Annotated in this window: 16 protein-coding genes and 3 pseudogenes; 5 read left to right on the forward strand and 14 right to left on the reverse strand. The window is 49.4% G+C overall.

Features of this window, described 5'->3' with window-relative positions; genetic code table 11:
- Positions 1 to 12 precede the first annotated feature (12 nt).
- The 10 genes and pseudogenes from AC1DWB_RS23825 to AC1DWB_RS23870 all read right to left on the reverse strand — a co-directional run bounded on the left by AC1DWB_RS23825 (position 13) and on the right by AC1DWB_RS23870 (position 11,859).
- Positions 13 to 1,326, reverse strand: coding sequence for an ABC transporter substrate-binding protein (locus tag AC1DWB_RS23825; RefSeq protein WP_477543590.1), 1,314 nt, complete (start codon positions 1,324 to 1,326; stop codon positions 13 to 15).
- A gap of 32 nt (positions 1,327 to 1,358) precedes the next feature.
- Positions 1,359 to 2,828, reverse strand: coding sequence for a hypothetical protein (locus AC1DWB_RS23830; RefSeq protein WP_477543591.1), 1,470 nt, complete (start codon positions 2,826 to 2,828; stop codon positions 1,359 to 1,361).
- Positions 2,821 to 3,747: a dihydrodipicolinate synthase family protein gene (locus AC1DWB_RS23835; RefSeq protein ID WP_477543592.1), complete on the reverse strand. Its 927-nt coding sequence runs from the start codon at positions 3,745 to 3,747 to the stop codon at positions 2,821 to 2,823. The genes AC1DWB_RS23830 and AC1DWB_RS23835 overlap by 8 nt, the downstream gene beginning before the upstream one ends.
- Positions 3,748 to 3,830: 83 nt before the next feature.
- A pseudogene (locus AC1DWB_RS23840) lies at positions 3,831 to 4,040 on the reverse strand (ribulokinase); the annotation flags it as partial.
- Between the two features lie 16 nt (positions 4,041 to 4,056).
- A pseudogene (gene fucI / locus AC1DWB_RS23845) lies at positions 4,057 to 4,287 on the reverse strand (L-fucose isomerase); the annotation flags it as partial.
- A gap of 252 nt (positions 4,288 to 4,539) precedes the next feature.
- Complete coding sequence (locus tag AC1DWB_RS23850; RefSeq protein ID WP_477543593.1) at positions 4,540 to 5,292, reverse strand: IclR family transcriptional regulator; 753 nt, start codon at positions 5,290 to 5,292, stop codon at positions 4,540 to 4,542.
- A gap of 208 nt (positions 5,293 to 5,500) precedes the next feature.
- On the reverse strand, positions 5,501 to 7,549 hold the full coding sequence (locus tag AC1DWB_RS23855) for a hypothetical protein (protein WP_477543594.1): 2,049 nt from the start codon (positions 7,547 to 7,549) through the stop codon (positions 5,501 to 5,503).
- 297 nt (positions 7,550 to 7,846) lie between these two features.
- Positions 7,847 to 8,011, reverse strand: coding sequence for a hypothetical protein (locus AC1DWB_RS23860; protein WP_477543595.1), 165 nt, complete (start codon positions 8,009 to 8,011; stop codon positions 7,847 to 7,849).
- A 339-nt stretch (positions 8,012 to 8,350) separates the two neighbouring features.
- The gene (locus AC1DWB_RS23865) at positions 8,351 to 10,087 is read right to left on the reverse strand and encodes an ABC transporter ATP-binding protein (RefSeq protein WP_477543596.1); all 1,737 of its coding nucleotides are present in this window, start codon (positions 10,085 to 10,087) and stop codon (positions 8,351 to 8,353) included.
- A gap of 53 nt (positions 10,088 to 10,140) precedes the next feature.
- Positions 10,141 to 11,859: an ABC transporter ATP-binding protein gene (locus AC1DWB_RS23870; protein ID WP_477543597.1), complete on the reverse strand. Its 1,719-nt coding sequence runs from the start codon at positions 11,857 to 11,859 to the stop codon at positions 10,141 to 10,143.
- A 405-nt stretch (positions 11,860 to 12,264) separates the two neighbouring features.
- Between AC1DWB_RS23870 and AC1DWB_RS23875 the strand changes: the two genes are divergently transcribed.
- Together AC1DWB_RS23875 and AC1DWB_RS23880 are read left to right on the forward strand one after the other, a co-directional pair.
- Positions 12,265 to 12,990 carry a YHYH domain-containing protein gene (locus AC1DWB_RS23875; RefSeq protein ID WP_477543598.1) on the forward strand — a complete coding sequence of 242 codons (726 nt, stop codon included), beginning with the start codon at positions 12,265 to 12,267 and terminating at the stop codon, positions 12,988 to 12,990.
- A 105-nt stretch (positions 12,991 to 13,095) separates the two neighbouring features.
- Positions 13,096 to 13,257: pseudogene (locus tag AC1DWB_RS23880) on the forward strand (chromate transporter); the annotation flags it as partial.
- Between the two features lie 131 nt (positions 13,258 to 13,388).
- On the opposite strand, the gene AC1DWB_RS23885 reads toward AC1DWB_RS23880, so the two are convergent.
- The gene (locus tag AC1DWB_RS23885; RefSeq protein ID WP_477543599.1) at positions 13,389 to 14,009 is read right to left on the reverse strand and encodes a class I SAM-dependent methyltransferase; all 621 of its coding nucleotides are present in this window, start codon (positions 14,007 to 14,009) and stop codon (positions 13,389 to 13,391) included.
- 74 nt (positions 14,010 to 14,083) lie between these two features.
- On the opposite strand from AC1DWB_RS23885, the gene AC1DWB_RS23890 reads away from it, so the two are divergent.
- Both AC1DWB_RS23890 and AC1DWB_RS23895 read left to right on the forward strand, forming a co-directional pair.
- A complete protein-coding gene (locus AC1DWB_RS23890; RefSeq protein WP_477543600.1) occupies positions 14,084 to 14,914 on the forward strand; it encodes a DUF6597 domain-containing transcriptional factor in 831 nt (276 codons plus the stop codon).
- Between the two features lie 52 nt (positions 14,915 to 14,966).
- Positions 14,967 to 15,416: an SRPBCC family protein gene (locus tag AC1DWB_RS23895; protein WP_477543601.1), complete on the forward strand. Its 450-nt coding sequence runs from the start codon at positions 14,967 to 14,969 to the stop codon at positions 15,414 to 15,416.
- A 228-nt stretch (positions 15,417 to 15,644) separates the two neighbouring features.
- Here AC1DWB_RS23895 and AC1DWB_RS23900 read toward each other — a convergent pair whose 3' ends face one another.
- Together AC1DWB_RS23900 and AC1DWB_RS23905 are read right to left on the reverse strand one after the other, a co-directional pair.
- Positions 15,645 to 16,325, reverse strand: a complete 681-nt coding sequence (locus AC1DWB_RS23900; RefSeq protein WP_477543602.1) for a lysoplasmalogenase — start codon at positions 16,323 to 16,325, stop codon at positions 15,645 to 15,647.
- A gap of 50 nt (positions 16,326 to 16,375) precedes the next feature.
- Positions 16,376 to 16,849 (reverse strand): SRPBCC family protein, encoded by a 474-nt coding sequence (locus tag AC1DWB_RS23905; RefSeq protein WP_477543603.1) that lies wholly within the window; start codon positions 16,847 to 16,849, stop codon positions 16,376 to 16,378.
- Positions 16,850 to 17,111: 262 nt separating this feature from the next.
- Here AC1DWB_RS23905 and AC1DWB_RS23910 point away from each other — a divergent pair, with 262 nt between their 5' ends.
- Complete coding sequence (locus tag AC1DWB_RS23910) at positions 17,112 to 17,531, forward strand: cupin domain-containing protein (protein WP_477543610.1); 420 nt, start codon at positions 17,112 to 17,114, stop codon at positions 17,529 to 17,531.
- A gap of 239 nt (positions 17,532 to 17,770) precedes the next feature.
- Here AC1DWB_RS23910 and AC1DWB_RS23915 read toward each other — a convergent pair whose 3' ends face one another.
- Entirely contained in the window at positions 17,771 to 23,341 is a 5,571-nt protein-coding gene (locus AC1DWB_RS23915) for an OmpL47-type beta-barrel domain-containing protein (RefSeq protein ID WP_477543604.1), read from the reverse strand.
- Positions 23,342 to 23,365: the final 24 nt, after the last annotated feature.

Consider the following 23,365-nt stretch of genomic DNA (forward strand, 5'->3'; position numbering starts at 1 on the left):
TTACTATCCCTATTACTTAGTAGCCTTTAATTCGGCGATCTTCTTAGTTAATGCATCCTGTCCTTCTCGGAGCAACGTATTTACATCGGCCGTTCCGTTGATATAGTTCAACAATTTCCCGTTCATAATGTTCGAGCCTTCACGGTCATATAACGTTGCCGGAGCAGGGTCCGGATACTTTTGGCTGAGCACCGCAGCGACATTCTTTCCTTTTGCCGCATCATTGTTAGCAAAGGCCTGTTTCTGGATGGCTGAATCTTTCAAACCTGTGAGACGTCCGTTCATCGTTGCTTCGAGCTGAACTTCCGGATTCGAGCTTAAATAGGCGATGATTTGGAAAGCAAGATCCGTGTTTTTCCCACCTTTGGGCAAAATAAATCCGTCTGAGAACAAGCCTTGACCGATATTCGGCTTATCTGCATATGTTGGATAGGAGACGAAATCCCATTTAAACCCTTCTCTCTCCAGCTTCGCCATATCGGAATTGTGAAGGAGCAGAATATCCGGCAGCATGGCGACCGTTCTTGTCTTTAAGAACTCATCCCGGGCGTCAAAAAGGGACTTGATCGGCTGCTTCGCATTCGTCGGATACATCATCTTAACCGTTTCAAATAAGGTTTTCCATCCTTCGGTAGCAACCGCAGCCTGCTCCGTTTTCGGATCCACATAAGGAAGGGCCATCTGCATTTGTATCCGGTTAAGTCCGAGAGGAGGGCGCATCCCAATATAATTGACTTCGCCTTCGGTCCGGGTTAATTTTTTGCTGAGCTCAATAACTTGGTCCCAGGTCATATTATTCGTAGGATAAGGAAAGCCGAATTTATCAAAGATATCTTTGTTATAATGCAGGGCAAAAGCAAGCGTGTTATAAGGCAAATAATAGAGTTCCCCGGTTTTCGAGTAGGATTTGATGTTGTCTATTAGCTTCGTATCATAAACGCCCAAATCCAGTCCGTGTTTCTTCGCAAGCGGGCGCAGGTCCATCGGCAGATCCAGAGGCATTAATGTCTGAATGTTCGTGACGCCTTCCCAAATGATATCGGGAATGTTTCGGGCTGCTACCAAATCCTCGATGGTGCTCCCTTTTTCATTCTTAACGACATTAAGTGTGACGTAAGGGAACTTTTTCTTCACATGCTGGTTCACATATTTCTCGAAATCGTCCAAAACCGTTTTGGTGTAAAACGTTAAAGTAACAGGCTCGGGTACCGGTGTTGCAGCAGGCTGTTTATCCTCAGGCTGCGTCTGTCCTCCGCATGCGGCTAGTAAAACCGATAAAATCATGAAACTGCTGATGAGCTTTATTGCTGCTGTTTTTTTAAACATGTCAATCGCCACCACCCTATTTTTATATTCGTTCACTTAATATTGTCACGAAAATTTTCAATCGTATGGAACGTGATATAGTTTGCGTTATGATAATTATAAGCACCGTTAATAGCCGTACGACTTACGAATAATATGTCATCCCCTTCAAATTGCCAATCCACATACTGGAACCCGACTTTTGTATCATTCTCCGGCCAGCCATTGTCCTGATAATTCAAGACGTCTTGATGAAGGTTCCAGTGCTCCAGGTCGGTTGAGGACACCAATGTCAATATATTCCTCTGACTAATGTTGGAGGTCGTTACCCGGTTCACAAGAGACCAATACCTGTGAGTAGCCACGTCATAATGCACGGTAAATTTGGACATGTTTCCTTGAAAATCGATGACTTTACCGAACTTAAGCGGTGCCGCCGGATCCAATGGGTCCACCTCCAGCATGATCGCCCGACCATAATCGGGGTTACCGCCTTTCGTATGGTAGCGCAGCAGGTTAACCAATTGGCTTCCAAGCGTGATCACAATATTCCCTTCCAGCAAAGACGGCATATCCCCACCCTCTATCGTACCGGGCCATTCTTTGTTATAGGGAAGGAATGATGTTGCCGTCCATTGGGTCGGATCCAGCAAATCCCCATCTGCAGGCGCTGAAACTACCCCAGTCGCATGGCCGCCTGTCTGCCAGGATCCGTACTCAACAGCCGTCCAGATCCTTCCATTATGCTCGACAACCGGCATCGGTGCTTTATGCGGTCCTCCCAGCTCCCTGCTGCCTGCAGGTAACAACTCGACAGGTGTGGTCCAGGTCCTGCCGCCGTCAACCGATTGGCCGATCAGCAAGGAGCCATATTCGGTACTCGTTCCAAGCATATACAAACGGCCCCGGTGCAGGAACAGCTTCCCCCAGAAGCAAGGGTAAAGATCGCAAAGGAACGTCCAATTCATGCCTTCGTCTTCGGATCGGAACACCTTCGATAAATTTTGTCCGGCATTGCCCCAGAACACATCATGTGAAGCGATCCACGCACCATCCGGCAGCTTTACAATGGATGGACTAGCAGTTGATCTCCCGGAGTACCCGTATGTATAATCATCCGGGTGAATATAGTTGACAACCGCGCCTGGCACAGCATTCGTCCTGAACAATCTCGCCGGACTTTCGGCGAGCGTCTCCCCCGTACCCCTGGCAATCGCTCGAACGATGAGCTCATAATCCTTTCCATTATCTAGATCGCGAAGTACCGTTCCGGAAGCAGTACCTGGCACTTGGAAAGTACCCGCTTCCTGAACCTCTTCTACTGTGCTCAATTTCAGTTCGTAATGCCATTCATCAGCAGCGGCCGCTCCCTCATACTGCCAACTTAATTGGAGCTGCCTGTCCCCCGGAGCCAGCCTTACGATGTTAAGTTCACTATAAACGGCCCCTTCTCCCTTTGAGGCATAGGCGAGGTCCCGTGCACTTGTATAACTCCAAGGCTGCTTCGGCTGCGGATTATTCATGGTGGTTCCTCCCTATAACCGACTCCGGCTGAGCTTCTTTCATCTCACGCTGTCTAACCATCGATGCAAGCCGTTCAAGGTGTTCCACTTCGAGGCGGTGATTTCCTTTTAATCCGGAATCGTCTTTGTTCCGGCTCGTCGTCTCGATCGGCAGCCCCAGCTTTTGCAGATGGTACTTGGCATTTATCGGATACAACTGAAGCTCCATCAAGGACGCCACCGATAAGAATGTCTGCAGTCTCTCAGCCTTGGCCAGATCGTAGCTCCATTCCTCCGTTAACTCGACGTACAGATCCGGATGAAAATTCGCCATGACGCCGCTGAAGCCCGCTGCGCCAAGCTTTAAAGATTCAAGCAGCGTCGTGGAATTCGCATTAAACAGCTTTAGCCCGCTCCCTTTCACGGCTTCCAGCTTTGCCTGAATTTGCTGCAAATCACAGCATGTGTCCTTCAGAAACTGGAACCGCCCCGTGTCTGCGCACCATTTTAACGTTTCCGGTGACAGCAGCCTTTTATATGGATAGGGGCATTCATATATGCCGAATGGGATGCTTGGAATCGCTTGCAGAAGTTTCGAAGCATTGCCAATCCATGTCGAATCGTCTTCTTCCGCTGCCGCAAGCCGATTGCTGACAAGGACAACGGCATCTACGCCGGTTTCCGCAATGCATGTCATTTCCTTAATCTGGTCTTCGAGCTGATCCGAAATATGTCCGGAGGCGATCACCTGAACCCGGCCTGCTGTCTTCTCCTTGACGAAACGGGCGATCCCCTCCCTTTCCTCGAGGGTTAAATAAAACATCTCGCTGGACTGGCAAACAGCGAACAATCCATGAACGCCCCGATCGATGTACCATTCAATCATCTGCTCCAGGGCTGCGTAATCTACCTCGCCGGACTTGGTGAAAGGTGTAATCATTGTAGGCCATACGCCATTCGAAATCGTCCTGCTAATAGCTCTCTCCTCACTTTCCATATCAAATTCTCAATCCAGCTGCTTCTTGACGCGCGCAGCACATCGAAATAATCTACGGGATTCTGAAGCGCCCAGTCGGTGCCAAGCAACCTGTCCGATCCGGGGAGCCTTTCATCGATAACGCCGTGCGCATATGGAGTAACATGGACTGCAAGCTCTCTACCGTTCGATACGTCGACAAGTACAGCCCGACCGGATTCCGTCCCGTAGTCAATACCGATTGTATACAAACTCATTGCTTATTCCTTCCGGTTATCGGTAAAGCGGACCGAAGTTGGTACAAGCCCAGTAATCCGCCCCTATCGGGTCGTTCTCTCCAAATGCGGTGTAAGTACTCGGTCTGAGGATACGATCCTGAGGCACATTATGCATGCACACCGGAATCCGCAGCATCGAAGCAAGCGTGATCAGCGGTGCTCCTACATGTCCATAGCTCACAAAATTCGCGAATGCCCCCTCTTCGGCCGTCAATGACGGGACGAATTCCGATTTTCGGCATCGCCGCATAGAGCTGATCTTTTTTTCGTGCTGGTCCCATGTAATCCCCCCTTAAAACAAATTCGTTCTCTATTACAGAACGAAGTTCTAAAATAACCCCAAAAAAATTGTTCCCAAATGCAGAACAACGTTCTTACATTCATATCTTATTATACTTTACAAATGATTACAACGAATTTTTTAATATGAGGCTGCTCAGCCCCAGCCTATGTTCTATATAAAAAAAAGGATAGATTATTAAATCTTATCCTCAATCAATCTAACAATTTCTATCAATTTTAAGGCGTGTTCCTTGATTTTATCTTCGTCAAACCTCAAGGAAGGGCCGGACAGGCTGATCGCTGCGACCACCTGCTTCTTTTTGTTTAATACAGGCATCCCGATGCACTTAATTCCATATTCATGTTCCATATTATCTATCGAATATCCGCGGGACCGAATCGCTGCCATTTCTTCTCTTAGCGTATCGTCATCCGAGATGGTATGATCCGTATATTTCTTCAAACCTTTTGCAATAATCCCATTCAGGATCTCGTCCGGCAAATAAGCCAGCATCGCCTTCCCGATCCCTGTGCAATAAAGCGGTGCCTTGACACCCAGCATGGAACGCGTCGAAAGTTGATTTTTGGGGGAGGAGGATTCCAGATAGATCACTTCGCTATCATTAGGCATACCCAAATAAACCGTTTCATTCGTGGAAGAAGAAAGCTCCTGCATATAAGGCAGGATGACCTTCCTGATGCTGATGCTGCTGGAAATAACATGGCTAAGTTCGAGAATTTTGAAGCCTAGTCTGTACTTTTCATTTTCTGGATTTTGCTCCAAATAACCCATCTTTACAAAAGTATCCACGATATTATGCACATTGCTTTTATACAAGCCAAGCTGTTCACTGAGCTCAGTAATGCCAAGCTCGGGAGAATTGACAGAGAAACGGTCCAAAATGCGGAGGGCTTTGTAGAGGGATTTTACTTTGATTTCTTCAGCCATATCGTTCTCCATTTCATAACAAGGTTCTATATGTATCTTTCTATCTTACTGTTTTCTCTCCCTTTTTTCAATGAGAAAAAAATAAGATCAGCTCAAAAAACACCCGGGCTGTGACTGGCTTGTGCTGCTATTTGGGGATCTGAACGACGAGAAAAGCGAGCCACCTTTATATAGTTGACTCGCTCAGCTGCAGCTTCATTCAGGCGTTTTATGTTGGCCGAAACCGATTATTGAACTGTTTGCGGCCCCATTCTACCGCTAGTTTTATATTCCCGGTGCCGGTAGGTGTTGCCTCTTTGAAAGCGATCGAAATATTGCTGGCGTCGGCAGTAATGAATGAAATCCCGATAGAATTGGCGTCGGCCGACAGCGCCGTTGCCGTGTACCATTCCGGGGTGACTCCTAATTGATGGGCCACTTGATATGTAACATTCCCGCCATTGACAGTCGCAATTGCCCTCTGACCAGTAAAAACAAGCTCATCTCCAATGTAAGATGCCTGAGACGGGGATGAAATGGAATCCCATACTTTGGTCAAAGTCGTGTCTTGCTCTGGAGAATCCACTTTATCCCAGTATTCGAACGTACCTTGCGGGTACATGTCGTACGTATACTCGAAAACGCAATAGTTCGTGTATTTGGGGCGGCGGAAATACAGCCAGTGTTGTCCTGCCGTATCCGCATACAAGGAGAATTTGGCATATCCATCCGAGGTTCCGTTAAAGCCGTCGCCATCAACTGTGAATACAGGCTTAATCCCGCCGACTTCCTTTCCGCGCGCTCCAAAGGCAAATTCAGCAGATGCAGAACGATATGAAGCCTTGCCGTAATCCGTAACCATGCGGACCCGACCGCTAAATAGAGATTTGTCTCCCCCAATGCGGCACACCCGAAACCATTGCGCATAATTCTGCACGCCCGGTTTAGGTTCGCCGATGTCCCGCAGCTTCTGATAACGCAAATCCCGCCATGTGTTTTTCCAGCTCTCCGCGTGACCCAGATGCGAAGTTCGAACAGGCCCGTCAAAATTAAAAAAACCTGAAGTTTCCGGGTAAGTAACCTGTATGAAGGTACCGGTGAATGGTTGACCCTCCGGCGGCTGTTCGCAGCGGAATACGCCGCTGGAGTCCCGGATGGTGCCTTTATTGCCGAAAGCAAGACCTATGGAATTGCCGGTTTTCCAAATGTTCACTTCCAAAATAGCGTTATACACTTCATGCTGTGCGCTGTTATACGTATCATCGCCAATCAATATTCCGATTTGGGCGTCGCGAACGCTAAGCGAAACGTTACGGAACGTGGTATAGCCATACGAAGGCATGTTGGCCGTTCCCGGTTGGCGCTTGAACACGATTTGACGCTTGCAGTTGCTGATCGAAACATTCTCCAGTGTCGTTCCCTCGACCCAGAAATTGCGGGTGTGGAGCACAAGACCGTCGCCTGCCGTGAAACCGTACATGCTGATATTACGGAGCTTGAACCCGTATGTATCCGATACCTCTACTGCTGTCGAATTCGGATTATTTCCACCGTTAATCGACAAATCCATGATAGAATGGCTGGTGCCGACAACGGCGCTCCACGTCGTCGCGTTTCTCCAGTAACGGAATAAATGCCCATCACCATTCCATATTAGATTGGTCACCCCTACTCCTTCACCGGAAACGATTACATTCGGAGGCAAGTCAATGTTACCGCCTGATCCCGTGAAGGAATGCGTACCCGCAGGGATCAGAACTACTCCGCCCAGAACGGTAGCCGATTGCAGTACCGACTTGATGGCGGCAGTCGGGTCGAATGGCCACAAGGTAGAATCGATAACCCGCCAGACCGGCTTAGCCCCGCCAACAAGCATGACGCCGTTGGTTCCATCCAACGCATCAGCAATCCCAACCTGATATACCGCCACCCAGGCCGCTTCGCCAATGCCGCCATCTGCAGCAGGATTATCGGCTGTGGTTGTATGAGGGCGGGCGCCAGCCCACCGGTATCCGGTCGTTACGCCGTCTGCTGCAGTGTATTCCAAGATGTCCCACTTCTGTGTGATTAGTACCTGTGGCCGAAAAATCCCGCGTGCACGAAACGGGTCTCCTGTCTGATTGTGATTTCCATATACGGAATCCGTAACGGAGAGCTCCTTCCCGTCGACGATTCCTGCCGTAGCGCTGTATAGTACGGCTGCGGCACCTGCCATGCCTATCGATGCGAGCAGTTTTCTACGGGTCAACGTTTCGTTTGAATCCTTACTTTCGGTCATGTTTCATTCCTCCACATCTCGATTAGACTCTTACCCTTCGATCAATTTTTATACTTCACCTCCTTTCTTGTACCCGACAAATTGAAGCGGCGGCACATGGAACCGCTCTTGGGATTTTTCAAAGCCGCTCGTTCGACAGCACAAAGAAAGCTTGACTGTACAGTTAAATTCTAATTTAAGCGCTTACATTTGTAGGTTATTAGCATGTTACCGAGTAAGGCTTCAACCGCTGTCGTTGATACTAACTCATGCTGTCTTTCAAGAGAGTTTGTCGACCACCTCCAAATCAATTCCGCATTAGCCGTGGAAGGAATGCGGCCCAACATAACGGAATGCTCTCAAGTACTGATCGTTCCAAGCTGGAATAACCGATGCCCTCGTCGATAACATGTTCACTTGGTTCGCCATCGACGTTTCATCCACCGTAAGCGGTGTGGCTGCGGGAACAAATATCCTTCGCATAGTAAATGTTCCCACAATCCATCCAATCCTTTCTTTAGTGACTAACATACTTCACTAACCCCGCCTATTGTTCTATATTACAGAACATAGTTCTTTCATATGAATAAAAAAATAATGAATTAAGTTTATTGTTCTGTATTAGAGGACGATGTTCTATTTAAGAATAACACCTGATTAACAATCCATCAATACCAACTGGATAATCTTTCACTTTTAATAGCTGTACCAAAACCACCCTAATGCTATTCCTGACGAACGCTACCCTGATACCGCATTGGATTCCCTCGTAAATAGGACGAGGTTCATACTCATGTCTGAACCTCGTCCCCAGATTAGGGATTATGCCCCGATTACCGCCCCTTCCTCCCATTGCGCATAGACGAGCTGTTTGTAGGCGCCGTTGCGCTCCAGCAGCTCGGCGTGTGTGCCATATTCAGCCACCTGGCCTTGCTCTAGCACGTAAATGACGTCCGCATTCTCAACGGTCGACAAGCGGTGAGCAATGATGATGGTCGTCTTGCCCTGCCGTATCGCATCCAGATTACGCTGCACTTGGCGCTCCGTCTCCAAATCGAGTGAGGAGGTTGCTTCGTCGAGCACAAGCACCTCGGGATCGCTGATGATCGCCCGTACTAGCGCGAGACGCTGACGCTGCCCACCGGATAGCGTGATGCCGCGCTCTCCCAGTACGGTATCGAAGCCGTCTGGCAGATTGCGGATAATATCGTCGGCGGCACACAGTCGGCACAATTCCATCAGCCGCTCATCGTCGATGTAATCCCTACCAAGGAGCAGGTTGTGGCGAATCGTATCCGCGAACAAATACGGCTCCTGAAAGACAACGGCCACTCGCTCCGTCCATTCGTTCAGACCGATCTCATCAAGCGGCGTCCCGTTCACGAGTAACCGGCCCGAAGTCGGGCTGAAGAAGCGCAGCAGCAGCTGGGCGATCGTCGACTTCCCCCCTCCGCTCGCCCCGACGAGAGCGATTTTGCGACCGGTCGGGAATGACAAGCTCAGCTCGTTCAACACGTTCGGCCGATCGGACGTGTATGCGAACCGGACCCGCTCCAGCTCCAGCTGGCGAATCGGCCCCTGCAGTCTACTGCTGCCATAGTTTGTTTTTTCCCCGTCGATAACTTCTTTTATTCGCTCGCCGTAGGCAATTTGCTGGGATAAGCCCATCACAATCTGAAACAGCTGCTGCATCGAATCCATCGCTTGGTTAGTAAATTGAAACACGACGACGAACACGCCTACAGACATGGATCCATTAAGCACTTGATATCCGCCTAGGGTGAACACGAGGAGCCGCGCTCCCCAACGTACAGGTTCACTGCATAACATCTGCTTGTTGAACCACTTGGCCTCCTGGAGCGCTGCGGCGAAATATCGTTTAAACAAACTGCGGTATTTCTCCGCCTCCCATGATTGGCGGTGGTACGCGACCACCTCGCGGGTAGCAGAAATACCTTCCTCGATCATGACGACCAAATCCGATCGCTTGGCGGCTACGTCCTTGCTGATCTCCTTCAGTCGCGGCGAGAAGAATCGTCCAAGCAAATAGTATACGATGCTCAAGGCGAGAAGGGCGAACAGCAGCAACGGACTGGCCCATCCGATGACCCCAAGCAGAGTTGCTGCCGTGAATAGCTCCTTCACCGTCATCGGAGCCTCGCGGGCTACTGCGTTAGCGAACAGCATAACGTCCGTAGACAAGTTGTTGACGTATTTGGCTAAGCGTTCTTTCTGGAAGCTTGTGAACGGTATGGAGCGATGCAAGTAAAGAAGCAGTTCCTGCGCGAATACCCGTTCAAGCTTGCACCTGTTGCGGTGAAATACCATAGGCCCGCAAACAGACAATACAGAATTGATGATGTAAGCGGCTGCAAAAATAAAAATGACCATCGTCAGCTTACCGTACTGGCCGTTGATGAATACATCGTCGATCAATACCTTTTGAATCGCCACAGTCGACAAGTGCGACAGAACCTCCATCGCCAGCAGGAGAAAGGACAAAGCGAACATCCATTTGAATTTCATTACGTGCGGCAATACCCATCTAAGTAGGTGCATGAAGCCTCCTTTGTTCGAAGCCGTTCGCCGATATGCGGCTGTCCGGTTTTATATCAAGCGCTGTGATTGCCCACTAACCGGGCAAATGCTCCACCTTTGCGAAGCAATTCATCATAGGTACCGCTTTCGGTAATTCGACCGCTCTCCAGCATAACGATTCGGTCGTAGTTCTGCACGGTGGATAGCCTGTGGGCGACCGTAATGGTCGTTCTGCCGATCAGCAACCGTTCGAACGACTGTTGTACCTCTTGTTCGCTGATGCGGTCAAGAGCAGAGGTCGCCTCATCGAGAAGAATGATCTTCGGATTTTTGAGCAGCATACGGGCGATTGCGATCCGCTGCTTCTGACCGCCGGACAGCTTAACACCCCGTTCCCCAACAACGGTATCGTAACCCTGTGGCAGCGTCATAATGAAATCGTGAGCAGCCGCCTGCTTCGCTGCTTCTACCAATTGTTCCTCCGTGGCCTCTGGCTTCCCGAAGAGCAGATTGTCACGCACGGTCGTTCCGAACAAGTACGTCTCCTGGAACACATAACCGACCGCTTCGTGCAGCTGTCCGAAGGATAGATCTCGAATCGGCACGTTATCCAGCTCAATCACGCCTTCCTGCGGATCGTAAAACCGACTCGCCAGCTTCAGCAACGTTGACTTACCGCCGCCGCTCGTGCCTACAATCGCAACCCTCTCGCCAGGCTGCACATGGAGGTGAAGTCCCTCGATTACCGGATTGCCGTTCGGATAACGGAAGCCGACGTTTCGGAAGCGCAGCTCACCGCGGATTTCCGGCAAGAGGACTGGTCTCTCGGGGTCCTCAACATCAGGCTTCGTGCGCATGAGGTCGTACAACTTTTTCACCTGAAACATATTGGTCCTCAGATTGATTAAACTTTCAATAATCCACGTAATATTCATGATTCCGAAGAAAAAATATAGGATAAAGGCGACGAATTCGCCGACCGTGAGGGTACCTTCCCTAATAAACACGGCTCCCAAATAAAAGATGCCGACTGCACCGACAAAATAGGATACATTCGCTACAATCGAGCGGCAGTAAGAGAAAAAAAGCATCCGTGTCCACGTCCAGTGCATGGACGCCTGCGCTTCGCCGTGCCGGATCCGATCCCAGCTGTCTGCTCCGCTTGCCCGCAGCTCGTAGACCGCAGAGACGCTTTCGTACGATTTTTTATTCAGTTCGTTACGAAGCCTCCCGAAATTGCGTCCGTGGAAAAAGTTACGACGGGTAATGGACGGTCCACATAACGCGGCAAGCAGAGTGGCCGGTAAGAGCATCAATGTAAGGCGCCAGTCGATCCAAGCCATGAATACAACGTTCGCCAGCAGCAGCAGGACCCGCTGGGCCATACTCGGGAATTGCCAGCGAAACACGGCGGTTGCCGCCCCAAGCTCGTTATTCATAATCGACAACGTAGACCCGACCGTATTACGCTCATAATAGGATACGCCAAGCTTGCGCAAGTGATGAAAGACCGCAGCCTGCATGTCCCGTGAGGCGTTCTCCGCGACGATCCGCTCTGACATCGTTCGCAGTGCACGCGCCGCGAGTACAACCACGACTACACCGACAAGTGCGCCGACGAGCCTGAAAAACTGGTCGAAGTCCCTGCTCGGCAGAAGCCGATCGATCATATACTGCGTTGCCTTCGGGATGATCAGTTCTCCCGCTGTCATGAGCAGCCCGGTCAGGATCACGGCTGCTAGCAGCCAGCGGTAGGGCTTTAAGTAGGTTAGCGTCCACCAATAGACCGGCAACAGATCCCTGGTCGATAATACGTTATCTTTCGAAATGGAAACTCCCCTCCTTCTTCTTTACATCATCTGGAAGTATCTCCCTATTATACTGGCGATGTTCGTCTATTTCTAGCTGCAATATTTGCGTAACACGTCCGATAATCAACTATAATTGAACTTTCCACAGCTCTGAAACTCTCCCATGCGCATACCCATCTTTCACTCCAATAATTCAATGGTAGGGGACAAAAAAAACAACACAATTGGGGTGTACAGAGTAGATAATACTGTGATACTTATTAATTACTCTCCCTCTTGGAAAGTTCTCTCACATTTGACTTGATCTTATTTAAAAGTAGTTCTTTAGCACTGAATTAATAGAAAATTATGTTATTATATAAGAAAAAAGGAGGAATCAATAATAATATGAAAATTCGTGTTTTGGTCACATTTATTATCTTAGTGCTTTTCATACCTACATTACATGCGAGCGCACACTCAGGAAGAACGGACTCTAGCGGAGGGCATAACTGCTCTGATGCATCAAAGAAGAAAGGGCTCTGCTCGGGGTATCATTATCATAATGGGGGAAGCTCAAGTGGATCTAGTGGTTCAAGTATTCCAAGTAAGCCAACTACTCCAACACAGCCATCATCACCTTCAGCGACACCAGCGTCCAAACCACAATTGAATGATATGAAAATTACGTTCGCTATGTATGGAGTTCACGTCAATGGTCAAAAGATTGATAATCAAATAAGTAAGTATCCTGTGTTTGTATACAAGGACATTACATATTTCCCTATGACTTGGAATTATACTCAAGCTCTTGGCTTAAGTATTTCCTGGAATGCTAACACTGGATTATTTATATCTAAAGACAAGTCGATTCCATATCTGGATCGAGTTGAACTAGATACTGGTGGCTATCAAGTACTTGGTGCACAAGCGAGTGCAATCTACCCTACTTTCAATATATTTATTAATGGCACATGGTTAAATAATGGAGCTGAAAGCTATCCGTTACTAACATACAACGAAATTACATACTTCCCAATGACTTGGAAGTTTGCTGTTGAGGAGTTAGGATTAACTATCAAGTTGGATGAGAAAGATGGTTTTTTCATTGAACGGCCGAAATCATCCCAGTAACCTTATGAAATGAACAGCGGTAATAATGAGATAATAATTCTCGAATTACCGCTGTTTAATATTGGCTCTTTTCTTAAAAATTGTTGCTTTACATGGTGTATGCTAGCTGCTTTGTACAATCCCCTGTGGACTTCAGCAATATTGGAACCTATCGATTTCGCATTTGCGGCCGTACTGTTTCTGCTGCTTATCTTTTGGAAATTGCCACCCTGGATTGTGGTTATCGCCGGAGCCATCAGGGGAACGTTAATCGGTTACTTTTCCTAAACACCGCAATGGAATATATCCGTTATACGGCTGGAACAGCCTAGTCCTAAGTTTTCTGATCATCCCCAAGGGATCATCTATGGCATGGTAATATCGGTCGTTTATGGGTCGGACAGCATTATTCGTGCTTACTAATTTAAAACTTCTCCTTTGTTTGGCGATGCCCACACCAGATGAACGGTATTGAACATGTAGTGTTCCATATGATGAATATGGATCGGGGATTGTTGAAAAATTTTAATCATATCACGATTCAAATGACAGCCCACAATGCGCAGGAAAACCGGCTCTATAAATGTTTGGGTATTTCCAATGAATCGGTTTGAACTCAGGCCATGTTCCATTAATAAGATTTGGCCGCCTGGCTTGCACCACCTGTTGAAAGATTCTAACACTCGATCAGGATTATCGTAACCGCAAAAGGATAATGTTGAGACAATGGTATCGAATGAGTTATCAGGAAACGATACGGATTCAATATCATGTTGTATGAATTTCGCCCGAACTTGACTAGCTGCGGCGGACTCTATTGCTTTCGTTAACATAGCACTGCTGAAATCAACAGCTGTCACATTCACGTCATTCGGGTAGAAGGTAAAATTCGCGCCGGCGCCAACGGCAACTTCCAGTACCTCCCCCTTTGCACCCTTGATCAGCTTCTCCCGCCATTTCCGTTCCGACTGCTTCTTTCTTCTCATATCGTACATCTTGGATTGATTATCGAACTTACGGATCAGCTTCTCTTTGTTCATGAGACACTCCTCCCTGGATCGCTGTGATATAATCAACAGTAATCTACTAAGATTCGTTTTGTGAGGCGAAGTTGATGTTCATACAACTATTTAATCCGATTGAACCGCTACAACAGCATATCTCTCTCATATGGGCCTTTGAAAATCCGGAAGGCATTCCTCCTGAAGATGCGCGATTAATTGCTCCAAACGGATGTATGAAATTTATTTTCCCCTACAAGAAGCGTGTTACCAGTTATATTGGCGACTCAATCAATGCTCATACCCCACATTCGTGTATTATAGTCGGACAGATGCGGAATCCAGTAAACATTGCGTCGGAATCCGGTGGTGGAACGATCGGCATCGAGTTCAAAGCTTCTGCTGCCGTGCAGTTCTTCAAATCCAGGCTGAATGTTTTTACAGATCAAGTTCTCAATATTCAAGATGTATGGGACACCTCCGGAACCCTTATGCAGGAACAATTAAGCAACATCGAGACTGTGATTGGCAAAGTCGAATTCATTCAATGGTATCTCCTGAAACAGATGGAAACCGAGTATTCGAATAAGATCGTCGAGTATGCCGTTTCAAAAATCATAGCAAGTTCCGGGTTTGTCACTATTGCTGACCTGAGCGAAGACGTCGGGTACACCAGACAGCATTTATCCCGTTTGTTTGCTGAATATGTCGGTGTTTCACCCAAAGAGTTCGCTCGTATCGCACGATTCCAGCAATTCTACAGCCGTATTAACACAGCTGCTACAAATGAGATACACGATGATCTGTATGACTATTATTATGATCAATCCCATTTCATTAAGGAATTCCAGCGATTCGTTGGTTATACCCCTGGTGAATACAAGAAGATTCGGAATGATTTCGGGAAGCTCTTTTATATCAAAGATGTTCCATTTTTACAATAAGCAGAGACGAACTCTCGGCTACAATAGACGCATACGGAAGGAGTGATAACTTATGTCCATTATCAAAGAAATAATTATCGAGTCGCCTATTCAAGCGGTTTGGAGAGCTTGGACCCAGTCGGAGAAGGTTACGAAATGGTTTGCACCGGCTGCCGATATTGAATCGTACCAAGGCGGAAAGTATGAGTTGTATTATGACCCGTCAAACAAAAACAGCATGAGTACAATAGGATGCAGGATCCTGAGCTATCAAGAGCCTGACCTGCTTAGCTTTAATTGGAAAGGCCCTGATCAATCTGCACCGGTGATGAATGGTGACAATGAGCTAACCCTAGTGATTGTTCAGCTAGAGCAGGTTGAGAGTGGAACTAAAGTGATTCTGGAGCATTCCGGATGGGGTCATACCAAAGAATGGGATAGTGCTAAGCAGTGGCATATCGCGGCGTGGGAGCAGTTGCTTTCTACTCTCAAATCTAAGATGGAACTGAATGAAATCGAATGACACAACAAATCGGTATTGCCGTTATAGCTATAATGTAAGATAAGTTCAGCCCAATAAAAGAATAATGAAAGATTCTTCCAATAAATAGCAAGAAACCGCGTAGCATCAAGCCTTCGCGGTTTTTATTAAATAACGGTTTTATTATGCTGGTACACCTACGGTGTTGCTTGGGCGTATGGCTGCTCTTCGATTAAAAGCAGATTACAAACTCCCGCTATTTCGGATTGTTCATATGGATGAATTGTGGTTAGCATGAGTAATCGCATGCCTCTTTGATCCCTCAATGCTGGTAGTCAGTAAAAATTGAGCAAGATAGTAGGAGATCATCACTCCGTATGCCGACCAAGAAACCGGCGAGACAAACATATTCCAAGCAAGCAGCGAATCCGACATGAAGAACAAGATGGCGCCTGCTATGGCAATCCAACTTCTACTAATAACAGCGCTCCAAATCATGATAGAAATGACGAGGACATACACCAACACCGGAATCCATAATCCGGTATCTCCACCTACTAAGATGCCTTCATGAAGATTGAGTAAGAGCCAAAAGGAGTAGGCCGCAATCGGAATTAACACAAGTAAATGAAAGGGAGAAAACCGCCAACGCGTTACAAAAGCAGCCACATATGTGAGATGCGCAATTAAAAAAGCGATCAACCCAAACTTAAACCATTGCGATCCGGACAACAATAAGAAACTATCGCCAATAGAGGAGAGAAATAACCCTGCTATGATYAAGGTTTTATAAGGTCTGGCCACGTTTCGCATCGATGCGGCCAATAAGATCATGAGGATGATCGTGCCTGGTTTTAATATCCAACGCATCGTCATATTGTCACCTGCTAGTGCAAAAAGATAACCTATACCTGACACAATAATAGCGACTATGAAAAGCTTTCGATACATGTCAATACCTCCAATAAGGGGAATAATACCCTTGTTTTCTACATCTAAACTTAATATGAAACCAGGTTTACACCTAATGCATGAGCAATTCCTTTAGCGCCCTGGTCCATAACTTGATCATGATTCCATATGAACGCAGGTTTCAAGATCGGGGCCAGGCGGTTCATCCATTTCTTATTTGCATTAACCTGCCACACATATTGCACATGCGTTAGGCTGCCTGCTTGCGATAATTTCCATACCCCTCTACCCTCCAATTCTCCTGTAGCTCTGATTTCTAGAGAATAGGGCGCTTCTTTCTCTACGATTTCCGCCACAAATGCTAGTTGATAGGGGAGCTTCGTGCGGAAAACATACTGATACTTATCGCCAATCCCATCTTGCCTAGTGCCTTGATAGATTCGTTCAGAACTTACTCCCCTCCACCATTCGCTATACTTAAATCCACCGATCAGTTCCCATACTTGATTGACTTCAGACTCAAATTTCCAATTTGTTTCGAAATTATACGCATACAGCGTCATGCCGATCCTCCCCAATAAAATCATTTGTAACCCGATATAGTCCATATTTACGTTAAGATGATAGCAGTCTGAGGTTAAAAATGGGTAAAAAACAATAAAAAAGTTACTACGGCGGACCTATCATCATCAATAGGGTTACGGTATGCCCAGACTCTCCACTTCGCTTGACGCTGTATGTTAGCAATCGAGAAGAAACGATAGCATCATCTATTTGCTAAAATAAAATGGACACAGAAAATCTCGAAGGAGCTGTTTTATTATGATGAATGGAACAAATTTTAGTGTTGTGGAAGCGGGTTCTTTTGGCGGTCTTCTGAGTGTGACGGAGGGCCCTTCTGCAGGCAAGTACTTTCTGAAAGACAGGCTTGGACTAACTGGCATGGAAGTTTCTCTTAACCAACTGCCGAAGGGAGCGGCGGTCCCGTTCTACCACACACATCGCGAGAATGAGGAGCTATTCCTTTTCATTGGTGGCTGCGGTCAGTTCCAAGTGGATGGACAGATTTTTGAAGTTAAGGAAGGAACAGCAATTCGCGTAGGACCTGAAGGCGAACGCACGCTCCGCAATAACGGTGCTGGGGATTTGTATTTCATCGTTATACAAGCCCAAGCGGACAGTCTTCGCCAATGGGTGATGACTGATGGCATCATTCTGGATAAACCGGTGACCTGGCCGGAATAGTGATTATATGTTTGGAAAGCAAAAATCGGTTTCTTCCTCTTTCGAGTCTTCTTGTTCGAACGTAAATGCATAACTATTTCAATAGACCGCCTCTGCGAAGGAGACGGTCTATTTCTTACGTCACTATAGTCTACGCCCAATTCAACGAGGCGGAATTTTATACTTTCTTATATATTGACAAACCCGGACGTTTCGCGTCCGGGTCGGTAATCATTTCGAGCCTAGTCCATCGCATTCGTTCACTTCAAAGCGTTCACGAACTTGATAAGGAAGCCAGCCGCTTCAGCGGAAATTTTCTTTCCTTCTTGTGCATTGACTTCATGGATGAAGGCGTCGAACTGTCCATGTTGAAGCTTGGCAACAAGCGAGTTGACGATGCCCTGATCGCCATTGCCGATAATCCAAGCTTTCACGAGCCGGATCAGGGCATCCAATGTTACCTCTACGGTTACCGTCGTTGTTGCCGTTCCGGCATTTCCCGCCGCATCCGTCGCACCAGCAGTAATCGTGTTGTCACCGATGTTCAAGCGATAGGCCGGAATATTCAACAAAGGAGTCGAGCATGTACTGTAAACGACGCCGGATATGGTATCCGTGGCGGTACAGGTAACGAGCACGTTCTGATCGACGGTATAGGTCCCTCCTCCACTGATTTTCAGAACCGGCGCGGTCTGATCGATCGAAAAGGTGACCGTCTGCGGTTGTTCCACATTTCCCGAGGTATCGACCGACCGGAACGAAAGCGTATGAACCCCATCCTCCTGGAAAATCAGCGGAACCGCATAAAGCTGCCATGTCGTTCCGCCGTCCAAGCTGTAGACGGTCTTCGCAACGCCGGACTTTTCGTCCGTCGCGCGCAAGCTCACCGTGACGCCGGATACGTACCATCCGTTGCGCTGGACGCCTTCCAGTGCCGCCGTGGTCGTTGGCGGGGTTTCGTCCGTGACTTCTTCGACCGCTAACGAAAGAAGAACCGGCTTTAGCGGCTGCAGCGTGAGGCCAGCAGTGTTCACCGTTGTGCCCTCGATCAATTCCGCTGCAGCGGTAACGGCTTTATTGTCGATCTTGACATAGACGGTTTTCGGCTGCGCCGAATAATTGTCAATGTTGATCAGCCATTTGTTGTTGACCTTCACACTTCTCCATTCCACATCCTTCACCGGCTCGCCCGTTGCCGCATCGTACAGCATGACGCTGTTCAAATGAAGAGCAGTGAACATCGGGAGGATCATTCCGCGCAGCTGGTCGGCCGACGATATCGATTCCAGCACAGTCGACTGGCCTAACAATTTGCTGCGGATGTCTGCGGGAAGCGGCTGGTTGTGCTCGTCGAAGCGGAGAGAGTCGCCGCCCAGCACAACGATTTTCCCGCCATTGTCGGCGTAGAGCTTCAGTCGGCTTAACGTATCCGCTTGAATGTGGCCCGCTTTGGGTACAATCACCATTCGATAGTCGTCCAGTTTGCCTTCCTGTACCTGCTTCTCCGTAACAAAGCCCGTCTTCAGCCCGCTCAAGCTGATCGCTTCATAAGCTTTCCCCAACATATCGGGATAACCGGAATCATACACCATCGACGGAAGCGAGTAGAGGATGGCGACTCTCGCCTTCTCCTCCTGTAAAGCCGTTACCTTGTCGGCCAACCGGTTCAGATCGAGGTTCGTTTTGCCGACGACAGCCGCGACATCCGGACGGTGCATGACGCCTCCGGCAAAGTCGCTATTCTTATCATAGGTCCGTTCCCATACCCAGATCGTCGATCCGCTTCGGCCATGAACGGCTCCCTGCCACAATACCGATTGGACATGCGGCGCCTGCTGCGGAATGTAGCGGTTATCGCCGTCCGGGATGATATGATCCTCCGAGTTGAACACCGGCGCTTGCTTGAGCGAAGCCTGCAGATCGTAAAACTTCAGTTCGCTCAGGAAGCTGGCTTTGCCCGAGCCGTAATAATTGTGGCTGTCGTCGCCGCTGATTTGGCTCAGAGCGGCGAACTGCTCGGGATCGATACCCCACGTAAGCGCCCCCGTCGTGAAGGCGCCGTTCATGATTTTCGCCTGAACCGGGATGTCCGGCGCAATCTCATGAATGATGTCCGCCATCCACTGATGCCATTCCGAGAACAGCTCGTTGTTGAACTTGACCCAGTCGTAAAAGGCCGGAGTCGCCTGAATATTGCCAGGCATCGGCACTTCGTCAAAGCCGCCGTAGCTCGAGCCGTATATGCGGTTCAAATCGGCGACTGTCCCATATTCGGCCTGCAAATAGCTGTGCCAAGCCGGCAGATTGGCGTTGTCCACGTTGGATTTGTAGACCGGTTCGTTGCTCAGCGTAATGCTATGCAGCGACGGATAATTCTTGACCAGAGGAATCAGGGCACGCAAATAGTCCTCGATGATCTCTCTTGACTTCGGCGCGTCGAAGTTGAAACGGATACTGGCCTGGTTGTTGCTGCGGGTTTCCGGCCACATCTCATAAGCCCATTTCGGAAAATACTGCGGCGATATAAGCAGATTGACCGCGATATTATGTTCGGCCGCATTCTGCAGCACTTTCACGATGTCATTCTGAATCGCGTCGGTGGTAATCAGGTAATCTTTGCCCGGTGTTGTCTGGGGATCGTCATCGAAGCCGGGATTCAGCAGCAAATTCGTTGCGCTGCCGACTTCCGTCATGCTGACATCGTCGATCCAGACGGCGCCGACCGCATTCTCGGACAGAATGACGAATGGAAGCGACGTCTCGCCTGCTCCGGTCGTATATTGCGCGCTTACTTCCGTCCAGTCGTACGTGCCTGTCGGGAACTTGACGCGGTTCGTCCAACCGTTCCCTCCCGGGAACCACACATTCTTGACATTGTCGCCCTTGACCCACACTCGGAATTGATACGTCGTGCTCGGCTTGACCGAGACATTCTGTGTCACGTTCAAGTACACTTGCGGCGTTAACGGAGATGTATTGGTAATCTTGAGCGACGCCTGGCCGGAATGAACGACCGTTCGGTCAGTCACCGCGTCGGCCTTCACGCCGCCTGCCTTGTTCACGCTCCAGCCCGGCAGCGAAGCGGGCGGCAGGATCACTTTGTTCGGTCCGGTTTCAACCTGAATGATGTTGGTTCCGTAATCACTGAATTGCGGGATGTCCTTGCGCACCTGGCCAAAGTGTCCGTACCCGGTGAAGAAGACGGCGCCCTTCTCCGTTGTGCCTGCAGCTCCCGTCTTCGTATCGGCTACAAAGGAGTACTTGTGGATTTGCGGGCGGCTTGAGCCTGTCACATAGCGCGGAACGTCCCACGGCTTTTTGCTGCCCTGGAGGTAATCATGCAACCTGGACTCCGCATCCGCGTACAGGTTTTCCAGCTCGCTCGCCACATAGGCCGCCCGATCCAGATACCCGTGATCGATATCGTCTCGGCCATATTCAATGAAGTTTCGGATCACCGTCACATCGACCGTCTCGTAATCGGTCGGCAGTCCCTTCGCCTGCACTTCGCTGAGCAAGCTCTGCAGCGCCGGCAAACGCGCCGCGAGGCTGTCGAATTTGGCGCGCAGTTCCGCAGGGTTGGGCGACACCTTGACCGCTAGCGATGTTTCCCTGCTTTTCCCCGTCGCACTTTCCGTCACAACCGTTTGAAGCGTTGCGGATCCGGCCTGTGGGAACGTGACGTTAACGTCCTTCTTCAGCATCGTGCCGGCAGGCAGATCGACCTGCTCCCCCAGGTTAAGAAACGGGATGGATAAGTTGAGATGCCGCGGCTGATTGCTGAAATTCGGTACGTATACCGAGTACACACTCGGTACTCCAGCCGGGACTTCGGCCTTGCCGTCCATCCATACAGCCCATTGGTCGCCTTGCGGAACAAACTGAAGCTTGGCGAATTGAGTCGGATCCTTCCCTCTGGCGATGCCGCTCGTCCATTCAATCCAACCTTTCCGTCCGTCCCCGTCGTTATCGTTGATCAGGAGCGTGAACGGAATGCTCGACCTTGCATTCAGACCGTCACTGAATATCGCTTTCCACGGCATTTTCACTTCGTATACCGTCTCGTTGCCATTCCCCGATGTCTTGAGCGTTACCGCTTCCTTGCCTAGCGTCGCTGTTCCGGAGTTCCAGCGCCATACCTCCGGGTTGCCGTCGACATTCGCAAAGCCATATTCCGGTCCGTAGGTGGCTCCATTCGGGCTGAAAGCTACCTGCACGCTGTCGCCCGTCCACATGTCTGCGCCGGAGAATGCCTGATGGACGTTGTCTTTCACTTTGACGCCCAGATAGAAATTGTCCGCATCATAGGCGAACTGAGCTTTGGCGGACAAATCGTCCGCGCCGCCCCAGCCCCCGCTCAACACTTGGGTAGAATTCGCAGGAAGCGATATGCCCGTATAGGCCCATTCATCTAGGTTCCCGTCCATTTGGATGCCGCTTGCCGCAAATACCGGCAACACGTTACCGCCGCTCGTCCCGTTCAAGAAGGCGTTCCAATCCAGCAGAGTCTCGTTGTCGCTGCCGGAGCCGACGCTGTAGCCGAACGACGTCACCGCGCTGTCGGCTAGCCCGGGCCTGCTTGCGTAGGCTTTAATCAAGCTGGCCCCGTTGATGACAATCGGCCCGGTATAAGCCGTTCTGGAGACGGAAGTGGTCGGATTCGTACCGTCCAGCGTATAATAGACGGCCGCGCCCACCGTAGCGGTCGACAGCGCCACAGGCGTTCCGGGCGTCACTTGTCCCGGCGCCGGACTGGCTGCGACCGGCTGAACGAGAGTCCAAACTGCCCGAAGGTTGTCGAATGTATACGCGACCTGCGATCGTCCTTCCAGTCCGCTGCTGCCGGTGTACACGTAAAAACTAAATTGATTGATATGGCTTCTCGGCTTGGTCAGCGTCGACAAGTCGATGGCGACAGTATTCCACTTGCCCACAGCCAGTTTGCCGATCGGCGATTCATAGAGGACCCCCGTATCGTCCGTTATTTTCCAATACAACGGCTCCGACGACCCCGACGTTTGCGACGAAGGATAGATATCGACCATCAGCTTGGACGCATCGGATAAATCAAGCTTAGGATTCGGACTCCAGGATTCGTTAATCCAGCCGGTGACGTTCGGATTGACCGTATACGTCATCTTGGTAGCGAACTGACCTTCCTTCTTATTGTCGTAGACTTGCTCGGTAACGGCTTTCCCGGCGGAATTGTCGCTACCGATCCAAGCTCCCGGCGTTTCGAAGCCGTTTATCAGCTCCGTCTGCGGTACATTTTCAAAATCACCGTTTTGCAGCAAATTGGCTGTCGTACCGGCTTCGCTCATCGTCATATCGTCGAACCAGACGCGATTCGTTACATTCTCTAACATGATGCGAAAATCGAACGCCGTTTCGCTCGCTCCTGTCGTATAAGTCGCTGTCACCTTCTGCCAATCGTAGGTACCGTCGGGAACTCCTTTCCGGAAGCTCCAGCTCGGTCCGCCGCCGAACCATGCGTTGTGGACGTTGTCGCCCTTTACCCATACGCTAAGCGTATAGGTAGTGCCCGGTTTAACCGGAACGCTCTGCCATACGGTCAAATAGACATTGGACGCCTTGGGGGATGCGTCGGTTAACCATAGCGCATGCGTGCCCAGGTGGGTCGTAACCGAATCCAGTCCATAATCCGCATCCGCTCCGCCATTCCCCTTGAACGACCAGTTGGCGATCCCCTCATGCTGAGGGAGTACGGCCGCGTATGCCGTTAACGGACCCAACAGCCCCGGCAGCGGCACACCCGCAACACCGAGCAACAAAATAAGCGCTACTAACATAAGCCCTGCTTTTCTCAACATCCGTCTACCTCCTGATAAATGGCT

It is taken from the genome of Paenibacillus sp. P4_E11 (genome assembly GCF_056401635.1).